Source organism: Corynebacterium suranareeae, from assembly GCF_002355155.1.
GTDB lineage: Bacteria > Actinomycetota > Actinomycetes > Mycobacteriales > Mycobacteriaceae > Corynebacterium > Corynebacterium suranareeae.
In genome coordinates this window covers 3,338,512-3,352,842 of the sequence record NZ_AP017369.1, presented here as the reverse complement: position 1 = coordinate 3,352,842, position 14,331 = coordinate 3,338,512, and the positions used below count along the sequence as shown (strand labels likewise).

Below are 14,331 nucleotides of genomic sequence, written 5' to 3'. Positions count from 1 at the left end.
CACCTTCGTTCACTTGTGAATGAGCTAGGGGTTGACTGGAAGGGGTGCTTTCCAGTGCTCTAAGTATTGGATGGCTGTGGGAGCGTTTCGCACCAAAGTTGTTTTCCATGAAAGGAAGCCTTCTTTCTGGAGCCGACCAATGAGGATGATAGGGGCAATGTCCAATTCATTAGCCTGTTGTTCAATCCACGTTGAGTTCAATCTCGCTGGAATCTCTGGTAACGGCTCTGGGATGGCAAGTTTACTTGCTAATCGATCAGCTTCAGCCTCTTTACCTCCGTGATCGGCGGAGAGGTCATCAAGGATCACCTCTCCGTTGTCCCTTAGATGACCGAGGAGGATATGGGCTACTTCATGGAGAAGTGTGAAGAGTACTTTATCAAGGCGTTTTCCGCGCCCAGAAAGTCCGATTACAGGATGCCCATCGACCATCATGGCACACCCATCGAGTTTCCCACCAGGGAAGGATTCGATGTACACAAGCTTGACGCCAACCGTAGCGAACAAGCTCTGGAATTCAGCAAACGCTTTAGGTTCGCGCATTCTTTTAGAAAGAGTCTTAGCTAAGTCATGTAGTAAGTCCCGTGAGAATGCAGCAGCATCCAGCTCCTTGGCTACCGCTTTAACGCATGCAGCCCATGAGTGTTGTAGGGCGGTGAAGTCTTCGTCGCCGTTGCTTCGACGAGCAGCAAAACCGATTGCAGAGGGATCGTCGAAGGAGGATTTTCCAAATAAGCTAAGGACTTGACGCTTCTGAACCTCTAGGTCAGTGGAAGTGATGAAACCTCTCTTTGCAAGTAGCGAAACTGGCGCAAGATCTTGTAACTGTGCCCGAGTTTTTACTGCATCAAGATTCTCCTGCATTTTCAAATCTTGAGATTGCTTCCAGAGGAAATATGAATCCTGGAGGTTCAGCCAAAGCTCTGTGGAGGTTCCTAAGGCTGCACCGATTTGTGATGCAGATTCACGTGTGATTTCCTTCTTTCCAGAAAGGATTTCTGAGACGAATTGCGCAGGTCGACCAAGCACTTCCGCAAAGTCGGACTGGGTCCAACCGCGTGCGTCTAGTTCCTCAGCAAGCAATTCCCCTACAGGGAACAGCTCCGCCGCAATTGGAGTATTCATGAGTTCACCTTCCTTTAGTGATAATCAACCAATTCAATAACAACGACCACTCGGCCATCTTCTTCGGTTAGAAACTTGAGAATAAGGCGATACTGCTTATTCAACCGAATCGAAGATGTTCCAAAACGATCACCTTTCAATTGCTCGAGATTTAGTGACCGCAAGGCTCTTAAGTCTCGTTCATCTGCTGCAGAACGAAGGAATTGAATCTTCCTCCGATATGCCTTGAGAATGTCGGAACTCCAACGTTTTGGTTTATAGGAGGGATCCTCTGCGGCTCGTTGGAGTTCCTCATTTTCGAAAAGGACGCGCACTAAGTCCACCTCGTCCGGTTTGCCAATGTCGCGTCCATTTGAGATGACGCATCCTTATGTCTTGGATTAACCTTATCACCCTTTAGGTGAAATGGTCCATCTAAGAAAAACATTCTAATATAATTTGAAGATCGATTGCTGAGGTAAGTTTTAGTAATTATTAGGAAAAGGCACCCATCCAATCGGATGGGTGCCTTTAATTAGCTCGCTGGATTATTAGATTTCAGCTGCTGCTGTGCGGGTGGCCTCAGAAACTGGAACCATTTTGGCCAGCTGGGTGACGTGGCGTGGTTCGAGTTCTTCAAGCGAGGAAACACCAAGTAGTGCCATGGTGCGGTTGATTTCGCTGCGTAGGATGGCGATGGTGCGATCGACACCTTCGCGACCTCCGGCCATGAGTCCGTAGAGGTATGCGCGACCAATGAGGGTGAAGTCTGCTCCCATTGCTACGGAGGCAACGATGTCGGCGCCGTTCATGATGCCCGTGTCGATCATGATGGTTGGGTCGTTGCCGACTTCCTTGCGTACCTGTGGCAGAAGGTGGAATGGAACTGGTGCGCGGTCGAGCTGGCGTCCACCGTGGTTGGAGAGGATGAGGCCGTCGACGCCTTCGTCGATAAGCTTGACGGAGTCGGCTACGTTTTGCACGCCCTTGACCACGAGCTTTCCCGGCCACAATTCACGGATGACTTTGAGGTCTTCGTAGGAAATGGTGGGGTCCATGGCGGAGTTAAGCAGATCTCCGACGGTGCCACCGGTGGAGGACAGTGAAGCGAATTCTAGGGTTGGGGTGGTGAGGAAGTCGATCCACCACCATGGCCGTGGGATTGCGTTGAGCACGGTGGATGGCGTCAGTTGTGGTGGGATGGAAAATCCGTTGCGGGAGTCGCGGATGCGGTAGCCGGCAATGGGGGTGTCCACCGTGAACATGAGGGTGTCAAACCCTGCTTTAGCTGCACGTTCGACGAGCCCGTAGGAGATTTCGCGATCTCGCATGACGTAAAGCTGGAACCAGTTCCTGCCGTTAGGGTTGGCAGCTTTGACGTCTTCGATTGATGTGGTGCCCAGTGTGGACAGGGTGAATGGGATACCTGCTGCGCCTGCGGCTCCAGCGCCTGCGATTTCACCCTCGGTTTGCATGAGGCGGGTAAAGCCTGTTGGTGCGATACCAAACGGCATGGAGGAGGATCCACCGAGGATTTGGGTGGTGGTGTCTACATGCTCTGCGGGTTTAAGGATGTCTGGGTGGAATTCGATGTTTTCGAAAGCTTCACGTGCACGTTTAATTGATAGTTCAGCTTCGGCTGCGCCATCGGTGTAGTCGAAGGCAGCTGCTGGGGTGCGTCGTTTAGCAATCTTGCGCAGGTCGTAGATGGTGAGCGCGGAGTCTAGGCGACGCTTCTTGCCATTGAGCTCTGGTTTTTTAAACTTCATGAGCTCGAGGAGCTCGGCTGGGTTTGGAAGTTGACGTTTCACCATGGGTGGATCCTTTCGGAAGGTTTAAAAATAGATCTTAGTTCTCTTGGTGGGCAACGCGTTGGATAAAGAACGATGCGATGACCGAGATGAGGCAGCATGCAGCAACGTAGAGGGCGATTGGCCACCACTGTCCGCCGGAAACTTCAAACATCCACGCGGCGATGATGGGGGCGGTACCGCCGAAGAGTGCTGCTCCGACTTGGTAACCCAGGGTAGCGCCGGTGTAGCGGACCTCAGGTGCGAAGTTTTCTGCGATGACGGTTCCGAGGATTGCATTCACGCTGCCCCAGAGAATTCCGAAGCCGATCACGGTGGTGATAAACAGTGCCCAAATTTCGCCGGTGTTGAGAATCAAGTAGTAAGGGACAATCAACACGATGGTTGCAGATGCACAGATCCTGTAGAGGGCTGCGCGGTTGACCTTGTCGGAGAAGGAACCAAACAGTGGCATCCAAATGGTGGCAACGAGTGCTGCGCACGCAACAGCCAGGAGGACCATGTTGTCGCGGATGTTCAGGAAGTTGGTTGCATACGCAACGATGTAGGTGCCGAAGATGTAGAAAGGTCCGGTTTCTGCAGCTTTCGCGCCGATGGAAACAAGTACGGCTGGCCAGTACTTGGTTAGCACTTCCTTCAGAGGCATCTTTACCTGCTGGCCGGAATCACGGATGCGCTTGAATTCTGGTGTTTCATCAAGGCCATTTCGGATGAACAGACCAATGAACACGAGGATGATCGATCCTACGAATGGGACACGCCAACCCCAGGTCAGGAACTGCTCATCTGGCATGAGGGTAAGTAGGGAGATCACACCAGCAGCCAGAAGCATGCCGAGGGAAATGCCCATTTGAGGAACTGCGCCGTAGAGACCACGCTGGTTCTTAGGTGCGTATTCATAAGCCAAAAGCAGTGCGCCGCCCCACTCGCCACCGATGCCGATGCCCTGCAGGATGCGCAGGAACATCAACAGGATCGGTGCCCAGATGCCGATTGAGTTGTAGTCGGGAAGCAAACCGATGGCAACGGTGCCACCACCCATGAGCATGAGGGTGATGAACAGGGTTTTCTTGCGGCCAATCCGGTCACCGATGTGAGCGAAAATGACGCCACCAACGGGACGGAAGAAGAAGGTCAGGGAGAATGACGCATACGCCAAGATGGTGGAAAGGAACTCATTGTCACTGGGGAAGTACATCTTGTTGAATACCAGTGCGGCGACGGTTCCGTATACGAGGAAATCAAACCACTCAATGACGCTGCCACTGAGGCTGCCCAGCAGGACGCGTCTGTTTAATTGCTGTTTCGGTGGTGAGTTTTGATCTACGGCAGTTGTCATGGTGACCTCTTCTCTGGAACGGACGGCGGGAGTAAACGGGCTGTAACCGATTGGCCCAACCTCATGGTCAGACCACATGAATGTAAGACACGTCACCTTTGAATGTCAATGGGGTCCAGGAAACAGGTGAGCCTAATTACCCCCACAATCGGGCAAAATTAGTTGATCTGCATGACCGGAAAAGGCCATGGCCTCTTTAAATGTGGTGGATGCTTTTCAAAGGGGTACCCCAAAGACACCTCCACATGGCTTATTCCATCTACTCGAGTTTCAGCAGGAATATGCAGGTGTCCATGGATCGCCATCACTGCATTAAAGCGCACTGCCCAGTCTCTGGTGGCGGTGGTGCCACACCATAAGGCGATGTCTTTTTCAAAGAGGCGGTGGGTGGGTTCGATAACAAGTGGCCAGTGATTGACCAGGACTTTTGGCCCCTTGGTGGCTTTGAGTCGATCTTCTGTGTAGGAGAGTCGTTCGGCACACCACTGTGGGATATCAACGTAAGGGGCAATAGCTAGCTCGTCGTCGAGTTTCACTTTTGCTTGAGCCACGGCCTGTTTTGCGGTGAAGCCAAGGGGGCGGAAAGAGTAATCGTAAAGCGTGAACAGTGGGCAAATAGTGACTCCGCCAAAGACGGGGTAGGGATCTTCGGGGGTGATGACACCTAGCGCTCGAAGCTGACCAACCAATGCGCGGTATCGAGCTTTGCCGTTGATGCGATCAGTTTTCCGGTTGAATAACTCATGGTTTCCGGGAACCCAAATGACAGTGTCAAAGCGTGCAGCTAACCCTGACAACACCCGCACCACATCAGGGATTTTTTCGGCTACATCTCCGGCAACGATCAGCCAATCACCTGGATTATGGGGCTGGAGTGCATCAACGGTTTTTTGGTTTTGGGCGAAAGTTACATGAAGATCACTGACCGCCCACAAAGTGCGGGACATTTAGGCCTTCGCTGCAGCGGTTTCTTCGTAGTAGCCTTCGATGTGTTTTTTAATCAACTCGGCTGCGTGTACAGATTCACCAGCACGCAGTGCCTTCAAAATTGCGCGGTGTTCTTTTTGTAAACGCGCTGACGTTTCAGACCAATTGGGAAGGGCACGCGCGCGGGCAACAGTGTGATCAGACACGGAGAGTCGAAGGGCTTCCATCAAAGTGGTGATCAGCGGGTTTTCTGCGCCTTTTGATAAAACAACGTGGAATTCGGCGTCGAAAAGCAAAAAATCTTCCAGCGGAAGGCTGGGGTCGTCCATCTTTTCCAGCAAAGCTTCAGCGGCAGCCCAGTCGCCGCGCTCGGGGTTGGAATGCAGCGCGGACCAGCCCTCGAGGAGCTGGCGGGTTTCGTAAATATCGTGATGGCCGACCTGGTCTGTGATCAATTGCAAAGTCACAGACAAGGAAAGAGCCTGGCCAGGGGCCGCGGTGATAATCGTGCCGGAACGTGGCCCGGAACCAGTGGCGGTAGAAATCGTGCCGAGCGCTTCAAGCACACGAAGTGCCTCCCGCAGCGAACTCCGGGAAACACCAAGGGTTTCAGACAGGGAACGTTCGCTGGGGAGATGGTCGCCGAGTTTTAGCCGCCCGCTGCGGAGCTCCTCGGTGACCCAATCCATGACAGATTCATGTGCTTTCACACTCATTAGTATTTCAGAACCTTATTTGCGTAGAGCCGATAGGAGGCTATCAAGAAGTCGTTCTAACTCACCGGCGCGGCGTTCATTGGGGCTAAAAGCGCCGTCCTTGTTTTCCGTGAAGGTGGAAAACGTCACCTGGCTGCGGATATCAAAAATATTGAAGTTTCCGACAATTTGGCGCCACTGCTCAACAGCGCGAACTCCTTCAGCTGCACCATAGGAAACGAAAGCAACAACTTTGTTTTGCCACTCATTGCCTAAGACATCGAAGGCATTTTTAAACGCGCCGGGCACACCATGGTTGTACTCAGGGGTGATGAAAATGAAAGCGTCACAGGCATCGATAGCCTTGGACCAGGCGGTGACCTGCGGATCGTCGTATTGTTTGTTGGCGGCACCTGGAACAGTGGCGGATTCCAACAGCGGAACATTGAAAGATTTAAGGTCTAGGAGTTCAAACTCTGCATCGGGGGCATCGTACGCTGCGATTTGTTCCATGACCCAATCTGCAACACCTGCACCGAACCGACCTTCGCGGATGCTTCCTAGAATGACGCCGATTTTCATAAACAACCGTCCTTTCAAGAATGTTTCTAACAAAAACCAGCCTAGTGAAAGAGTTGATCGAGCGAGTGGATATCAGCGCGCGGATCAGTTTCGGAACGATCTAGATAAAATGCTTCCCAGCCAAGCGCTCGAGGGGCTTCAACATCATTGACCCAGTCATCACCGATGATCGTTGCAGACGTTGCACCCAAATGGGCAAGGGCACGGGCATACATTTCAGGGCGTGGTTTCGCGGAATCCAAGGTAGACGCAGCCAGCATGACAAGTTCTGGCAGGCCAAGACCGGTGCGATCAAGTTTGCCCTGCTGCATGGGGGCTGCGCCGTTAGTTAGAATTCCAACAGGTTTTCCGGTGGCTACCGCACGATCGAGTACGCCCTTCGCATCAGGAAAGGCAGTCCAGTTTTGTTCATATGCTTTAAGGTAGCCGGAGTAAATGTCATCGCAGGTGGCGTCGTCAAGCTGTTTGTTCAGGTATGCCCTGATGCGGTCGCGCCGCTGACCTAAATGTGTGGTTTCGCCGCGCTCGAAACGGGCAAAGCCCCATTTGTCTAATTCGATCCAGCGCTCGACGTCTGTTTCCACGCCGACGGTCGGTGACCAGGCGTGAAGTGCGGCGCTGGCGGCGGAGGCGTGATCAACGAGGGTGCCGTCGAGGTCAAAAAGGATCGCATGCGTCATGGGTTTAGATTAGCGGCCTAATTTTTGCCGGGGGTAAGTTGAATCGACGTGCGGGTGTCGCAGTAATGCAAAAATTCGCTCGATTTTGAGGTCGGACCTCACGGATGTGGTGAAAATTTGATCAGCAAACGTACTGGTTTCACAATAATCCCACGGGCCTCAAAAATGGCCCCTTCTAGAATCGCTCTCAAGCGCCTAAACGGACGCCGCCGATACAAACACTCATTCTAGGAATTTCAACCCATCTGAGGGCCTAGCGTTTAATGTGATTCGCCCGGATCCAATATGAAATGGCATGGCGCAGCTCGGGGGTGACGTCGCGGTCCAAAAGTGCTGCCCAGTAGTCGATAAATTCTTCGTGATAGTTATGCCCATGCCCGCCAGGCACCGCAGTCGAAGTCAGCAAATCCAACGCCACCTGCCAGCCGGTCACAAACGGAACCCAACGCAGGCGCGGAAACACATCTTGGTGGTCCTGCTTGGGAGTTTTCAGCCATTCGGGCGCCCGAAAAAATAGCGCGGCATCCCACCATACAATTGGATCAGAGGCATGCTGGGCCACGATCATACGCGGAAATTCCCAGGTAGAAGCCATTTTCAAATGGTCGGGATTACCAGCAAAACGGATGTGGCGCCCACTATCAATCACGGGTAGGCGCTCGGAGCTGCCCGCATCACGCCGCGCGCGAAACGCATTCATCGAGTCCGAAAACCGCGGCGTGCCACTTAAAAGCACGCCGTCCGCGACCTCAAGAAGCTTTTCGACGTCTCCCCACACCTCCACCAACCCATACGCCCCCAGTGACTCTCCCGCTAGAAAAAGTTTCGGGCGGCTTGCCTTTGGGAGGAGATTTAGTTGGTGGAGGAGGGCGTCGATAAGCAATCTCGCCGCGTTGATGGGTGCGTCGTTGTCCTTGTACCAGCTCAGCGCGCTGGGGAGGTAGGAGTATTGGATGGAAAGTGTTGCGCAATTTCCGCCGGTGAGGAATTCGAAGGTGTGGGCGGACCAATCGGTGATCCAGCCGGTGCCGGTGGAATTGTTGATCACGATGTGGTCGCGGCGTAGCGCTCCGGTGCGGTGGATTTCTTGAATGACAAGTTTTATTTGATCACTGATTGAACGCCCTGGGATTTTGCCGATGAAAATTCGGATCGGTTCATGCACGCTTGCGGCAGGAAGCCTGGTGACAGTGATGATGTCATCTTTACGCGGGCCTCCCGAGAGTACTGCGCGACCTTGCGAACCCACCGCACCCCACTTTTCATACGACCACGGACTGCCTGAACGTTCCGGTTCCCACGGTTGCTCGGTTCCGGGGAAAACCAGGCGATTAAGACGTTCTGCCTGGATTGCGGAATTGTGGAGAATACGCCGCAACAACACGCGATCGGCCAAGGTCAAGGTGGTTATAGTGATGGCTGCAACCGCTGCGATGAAACTGATCCACGGCGGTAGGAATTTTTCGATGTGGCGTTTGACTTTATTAATACTGTGCTGCGTGAGTTCGCCACCGATCAGGAGTGCGCCATAGCCTAAAGTGCCGAAGACAATTCCCGCGATGGTGTCTTTTGGTCCAATATCTTTCGTGCCGATGAGTCGGATTTGGGTGCGGTGTCTGATTAACCCCACAGCCGTGGTGGTTGCAGTGATTGTGCCGGTCGTGATGTGAATTTTGGATAATTGCCGGCTGGTTGTGGGGAGGACTGTGTGGATTCCTGTTGCCACCGCATGCCCCACTGCTTGCAAAACTGCCAGGTTGGCAGCGGTTACCCACCATGGTTTAGGTAATAGAGACGGTGATAATGCCCACCACGATGCGACCTCCGCGCCGATGAACCCTGCACCCATGTGAGCGGGCAGGATTCGCTTTTGAGTCCGGGACATTCGGATTCCCGGGACTAGTTCTGTGATCAACTGCGCGCTAAGGGATGCGAGGTGAACGGTGGTTTTTAGGATCGGCTTCTGGCTGAGCGAGTGAGTTTTTGAGTGAGTTTTTGAGACTGGCAAGCAGGCGGTGAGCCAAGACGCTAGTCTGGGGAGCAAAACCATACTTGGTCATCTTGGCAGAGCATAGGTAGTTCTGCAGTGCATAAGTTGGTTTGGCCTGAATGGCAATGTGTAAGCCATGTGATTTTTTCAACAAAAATAGAACGTGGTCAGACCACATTTTCGGACATAATCGGGCATAATTAAAGGTGTAACAAAGGAATCCGGGCACGAGCTCTTGCTGATTTTCTGAGCTGCTTTGTGGGTTGTCCGGTTAAGGGAAATCAGAAAGTGGGATCGAAAATGAAAGAAACCGTCGGCAACAAGGTCGTCCTCATTGGTGCAGGTGATGTTGGAGTTGCATACGCATACGCACTGATCAACCAGGGCACCGCGGATCACCTGGCAATCATTGACATTGATGAAAAGAAACTCGAAGGCAACGTCATGGACTTAAACCATGGTGTTGTGTGGGCTGATTCCCGCACCCGTGTTACCAGAGGCACCTATGCGGACTGTGAAGATGCAGCAATGGTGGTCATCTGTGCCGGCGCAGCTCAAAAGCCAGGTGAAACCCGCCTGCAGCTCGTGGACAAAAACGTCAAGATCATGAAAACCATCGTCGATGATGTCATGGCCAGCGGCTTTGACGGCATCTTCCTCGTGGCCTCCAACCCAGTGGACATTCTTACCTACACCGTGTGGAAGCATTCCGGTCTGGACTGGCACCGCGTGATCGGCTCCGGAACTGTCCTGGACTCTGCACGTTTCCGCTACATGCTGGGTGAACTGTATGAGGTTGCACCAAGCTCTGTGCACGCCTACATCATCGGTGAACATGGCGACACTGAGCTTCCGGTTTTATCTTCTGCAACCATCGCGGGTGTATCGCTTAGCCGCATGCTGGACAAGGACCCAACCCTTGAGGGACGTCTGGAGAAAATTTTCGAAGACACCCGCGACGCCGCCTATCACATCATCGACGCCAAAGGATCCACCTCTTATGGCATCGGCATGGGTCTTGCACGAATCACCCGCGCGGTCCTGCAAAACCAAGACGTTGCCCTCCCAGTCTCCGCACTGTTGAACGGTGAATACGGCGAAGAAGACATCTACATTGGCACCCCCGCCATTATTAACCGTCGTGGTATCCGCCGAGTGGTAGAGCTAGAAATCACTGACCACGAAATGGAACGCTTCCAACATTCCGCCAACACTTTGCGTGAAATCCAGAAACAGTTCTTCTAAAACAAGGTCAGAAAAGTTGGCAGCGCAAGTAACTTTCAATTTGAGTACTTGCACTGCCAACTTTTTAATTTGGGGGCACAATGAAGCTACTGAGTGTTTGTAGCTAAGGAGCGCAGATGAACGAGTTTGACCAGGACATTCTCCAAGAGATCAAAACTGAACTTGATGGTTTGATCCTAGAACTTGATGAGGTGACACAAACTCACAGCGAAGCCATCGGGAAAGTCGCACCGACTCACTATGTGGGCGCCCGCAACCTCATGCACTATGCCCATCTGCGCACCAAGGATCTCCGCGGACTGCAGCAACGCCTCGCTTCAGTAGGCGCTACCCGCTTAACCGCCACGGAACCTGCCGTCCAAGCCCGACTGAAAGCTGCCCGCAATGTTATTGGAGCTTTCGCTGGTGAAGGCCCCCTTTATCCACCATCTGATGTGGTTGATGCCTATGAGGATGCCGATGAAATCCTAGACGAGCACGCGGAAATCCTCCTCGGCGAACCTTTGCCTGACACGCCATCGTGCATCATGGTTACCCTCCCCACGGAGGCTGCCACCGACATTGAATTGGTTCGCGGATTCGCCAAAAGCGGTATGGATCTCGCCCGCATCAACTGTGCCCATGATGATGAAACCGTCTGGAAGCAGATGATCGACAACGTCCACGCGGTTGCAGAAGAAGTCGGCCGCGAAATCCGCGTGAGCATGGACCTTGCTGGCCCGAAGGTTCGTACTGGCGAAATAGCTCCCGGTCCAGAAGTTGGACGTGCACGAGTCACCCGCAACGAAACCGGCAAAGTGCTCACTCCCGCAAAATTGTGGATAACCCCGCACGGCTATGATCCCGTCCCCGTACCCACCAACCTGCCTGGCCGCCCCGCACTCCCCATCGAAGTAACCCCAGAATGGTTCAGCAAATTAAGCGTCGGCAGCGTCATCAACGTCCCTGATTCTAGGGGGTCCCGCAGGTCTTTCACCGTCACCCGAACTTTCGACGGCGCAGTTCTCGCCGAAGGCCAACAAAAAGCCTACGTCTCCAACGGCACTCTCTTAGAACACGATTATGACCGCTCCCGCGTCTACGGAATCCCCGCCGTAGTCCAACGCATCAACCTCAAAGTCGGCGACCGCCTCATCCTCACCGATGAAGACCAAATCTACGATCCCTCCCTCGGATCCGGCCGCACCCCACGCCTGAGCTGCACACTTCCGCAGGCAGTCGGCGCAATTAAGGTCGGGCACAGAGTGCTTTTCGACGACGGAGCCATCGCCGCAGTCTGCATCGACAAGGCCTCCACGCCCGACGGCTTCAACGACGTGGAACTAGAAATCACACGCGCTAGGCCACAAGGCGTAAACCTGGCAGCCTACAAAGGTATCAACCTGCCCGACTCCGAACTTCCCCTCCCAAGCCTTACCGGAGAGGACCTCCAACACCTGCGCTTTGTGGTCAAATACGCCGACATCGTCGCGGTTTCCTTTATCCGCGACGTCGCAGATGTCGAATACCTCCTCCAAGCACTTGAAGACATCGACGACCCAGCAGCAGTAGAACGCCTCGGTCTCGTACTGAAAATCGAAACCATCCCAGGCTACGAAGGCCTCGCCCACATCCTGCTCACCGGCATGCGACACGAAAACTTCGGCATCATGATCGCCCGCGGAGACCTCGCCGTTGAACTCGGCTTTGACCGCATGGCGGAAGTCCCCCAACTGATCATGGCTCTTGCCGAAGCCGCCCACGTCCCCACCATTCTGGCCACCCAAGTTCTAGAAAACATGGCCAAAAACGGACTCCCATCCCGCGCAGAAATCACCGACGCCGCCATGGCTCTTCGTGCTGAATGCGTCATGCTCAACAAGGGCCCACACATCAACGATGCCATCAAGGTTCTCAACAAGATGAGTCGCAAACTTGGTGCATCCCAACGAAAGAGCAGGCTGCTGCTGCGCAAGGTGAAAAGCTGGGAGGAATAACCCGCGATTTGAGGTAGCGCTGCTTTGCCGGCGTTAACTTCGAGACCTCACCTGCGATTTCACCCTTTCGATTCCGCGTTTCCAATTTCTTATCCTCAATTTCGCACCTTCGATACCAGTCGGATTGGGGTGGAAATCCGACTGAAATCGGTGTTAAGAAATTGAGCTTGCGGTATCGGTAATGCGGTATCGAACTTAAGAAATCGCCCTTTAGCGGCCAACTCATTTAGGGCCCTTCTAAGGCGTCGAAAACCTGCAATGAACTTTGGTATGGACCGAGCAGTTAAAGGCCTTTAGAAGCGATTCTGGAGCCTTAAGATTTTTGGGATAGGGCTCCAAAAATCTCCCAACGCAGATCCGACCAAACATACATGACAAGAATCCTCGAAAACCCGAAACTTTGGCACGTATGTTTGGTGGGGACAAACCAGGAAACCCAGGAGACCCAGGATTCCGAAAATCAGAATCCTGGGCCCGCTGGTTTGGTGCACCGCGCTAATTACTCAGAAACAGCAGCCGCTCTTTCTGCTGCGATCGCGTTGATGCGTCCTCGGCAGGCGTACCAACCGGCAATCAGCAGCGGGATGATGACAAGAAGTCCGGCGACTGTCCAGGTGCCCACTGGATTATCAAAAGCCATCAGCACGACGATGAGAACGAGCGCGATGAGGACAATCCAGCTGGAGTATGGGGCAAAGGGCATGCGGTAGTTTGGTCGTTTCAGTTCGCCGCGTTCTGCCTTTTTCACGAGTGCGATGTGGCAGAGCATGATCATGCCCCAGGATGCGATGATGCCGATTGCTGCGAAGTTGAGCACGATTTCAAAGGCTTGCGCTGGGACAAGTGCGTTGAGGAATACTCCGACTGCTGCGATGACGGTGGTGATGATGATTCCGCCGTAGGGGACTCCGTTGGCGCTGATTCGTCCGGCGAATTTGGGTGCGGATCCGTTTAGTGACATGGAGCGGAGGATTCGTCCGGTGGAGTAGAGTCCGGCATTCAGTGAGGACATCGCGGCGGTGAGGACCACTAGGTTCATGACTACGTCCATGCCGGGGATTCCGATGGCGCTGAAGAATGTCACGAAGGGGCTTTCACCTGCTTTGTATGCGGTGTATGGCAGCAGCATGGAGAGCAGCACTAGGGATCCGACGTAGAAGACTGCGATGCGGAAGATCACTGTGTTGATTGCCTTTGGCATGACCTTTTCGGGGTTTTCCACTTCGCCGGCTGCGGTGCCGAGGAGTTCGATGGATGCGTATGCGAAGACAACGCCTTGCATGAGGACTAATACTGGCAGGATTCCAGACGGTAGGATGCCACCGCTGCTGCTGATAAGTGACCAGCCGGTGTCATGGCCTTCGATGGGGGTTCCGAAGATGACAAAGTAGCAGCCAACAACGAGGAATGCAGTGAGTGCTAGGACTTTGATCAGTGCGAACCAGAACTCTAGTTCACCGAAGACTTTCACGGAGATGAGGTTCATGCCAAGGACCAACAGTAGTGCTGCCAAAGCCCAGGCCCATTGTGGAACTGCAGAGATCCATGGAACGTAGCGGCCGAAGAAGTTCATGTAGAGGGCTGCGGCGGTGATGTCGACGATTGCTGTCATGGACCAGTTCAGCCAGTACAGCCAACCGGTGGCAAAGGCTGCTTTTTCGCCGTAGAACTCACGAGCATAGGACACGAAAGATCCTGAGCTGGGGCGATACATTACTAGTTCGCCGAGTGCGCGGAGGATGAGGAATGCGAGGACTCCACAGATGGCGTAGCTGATGACAATGCCGGGGCCAGCTTGGGCGAGTCGTCCACCTGCTCCCATGAACAGTCCGGTGCCGATGGCGCCACCGATGGCGATCATGTTGACTTGGCGGGTGCTGAGTCCCTTGTGGTAGTCGTTGTCACCTGCGGTTAAAGCGGAATCAAAAGCAGAATCAGCAGCAGAAGCCACAGTCCCGTGTGCTTGAGTAGTTGACATGGTG

General features: G+C 53.6%; 12 protein-coding genes. 2 read left to right on the top strand and 10 right to left on the bottom strand.

The genetic code is table 11. The features are described from left to right. Window positions 1-24: 24 nt before the first annotated feature. From N24_RS15330 to N24_RS15290, 9 genes are all read right to left on the bottom strand, one after another. Window positions 25-1,125 (bottom strand): HigA family addiction module antitoxin, encoded by a 1,101-nt coding sequence (locus N24_RS15330; RefSeq protein WP_096459092.1) that lies wholly within the window; start codon window positions 1,123-1,125, stop codon window positions 25-27. Window positions 1,126-1,139: 14 nt separating this feature from the next. Then, on the bottom strand, window positions 1,140-1,439 hold the full coding sequence (locus N24_RS15325) for a type II toxin-antitoxin system RelE/ParE family toxin (protein WP_231911042.1): 300 nt from the start codon (window positions 1,437-1,439) through the stop codon (window positions 1,140-1,142). Between the two features lie 216 nt (window positions 1,440-1,655). Continuing rightward, on the bottom strand, window positions 1,656-2,918 hold the full coding sequence (gene lldD, locus N24_RS15320; protein WP_096459087.1) for a quinone-dependent L-lactate dehydrogenase: 1,263 nt from the start codon (window positions 2,916-2,918) through the stop codon (window positions 1,656-1,658). A gap of 34 nt (window positions 2,919-2,952) precedes the next feature. After that, a complete protein-coding gene (locus N24_RS15315) occupies window positions 2,953-4,254 on the bottom strand; it encodes an MFS transporter (RefSeq protein ID WP_096460326.1) in 1,302 nt (433 codons plus the stop codon). A 158-nt stretch (window positions 4,255-4,412) separates the two neighbouring features. Next, on the bottom strand, window positions 4,413-5,201 hold the full coding sequence (locus tag N24_RS15310) for a metallophosphoesterase family protein (RefSeq protein ID WP_096459084.1): 789 nt from the start codon (window positions 5,199-5,201) through the stop codon (window positions 4,413-4,415). Then, complete coding sequence (locus N24_RS15305; RefSeq protein ID WP_096459080.1) at window positions 5,202-5,897, bottom strand: FadR/GntR family transcriptional regulator; 696 nt, start codon at window positions 5,895-5,897, stop codon at window positions 5,202-5,204. A 15-nt stretch (window positions 5,898-5,912) separates the two neighbouring features. After that, a complete protein-coding gene (locus N24_RS15300) occupies window positions 5,913-6,458 on the bottom strand; it encodes an NADPH-dependent FMN reductase (RefSeq protein WP_096459077.1) in 546 nt (181 codons plus the stop codon). A gap of 41 nt (window positions 6,459-6,499) precedes the next feature. Further along, window positions 6,500-7,138, bottom strand: coding sequence for an HAD family hydrolase (locus N24_RS15295; RefSeq protein ID WP_096459074.1), 639 nt, complete (start codon window positions 7,136-7,138; stop codon window positions 6,500-6,502). Window positions 7,139-7,391: 253 nt separating this feature from the next. Next, complete coding sequence (locus tag N24_RS15290) at window positions 7,392-9,188, bottom strand: alpha/beta-hydrolase family protein (protein WP_096459072.1); 1,797 nt, start codon at window positions 9,186-9,188, stop codon at window positions 7,392-7,394. 240 nt (window positions 9,189-9,428) lie between these two features. Here N24_RS15290 and N24_RS15285 point away from each other — a divergent pair, with 240 nt between their 5' ends. Both N24_RS15285 and N24_RS15280 read left to right on the top strand, forming a co-directional pair. Next, complete coding sequence (locus N24_RS15285; protein WP_096459069.1) at window positions 9,429-10,373, top strand: L-lactate dehydrogenase; 945 nt, start codon at window positions 9,429-9,431, stop codon at window positions 10,371-10,373. Between the two features lie 116 nt (window positions 10,374-10,489). Beyond that, on the top strand, window positions 10,490-12,349 hold the full coding sequence (locus tag N24_RS15280) for a pyruvate kinase (RefSeq protein ID WP_096459067.1): 1,860 nt from the start codon (window positions 10,490-10,492) through the stop codon (window positions 12,347-12,349). Window positions 12,350-12,848: 499 nt separating this feature from the next. Here the strand turns inward: N24_RS15280 and N24_RS15275 are convergent, their stop codons facing one another. Then, window positions 12,849-14,327, bottom strand: coding sequence for an amino acid permease (locus N24_RS15275; RefSeq protein WP_096459064.1), 1,479 nt, complete (start codon window positions 14,325-14,327; stop codon window positions 12,849-12,851). Window positions 14,328-14,331 lie beyond the last annotated feature (4 nt).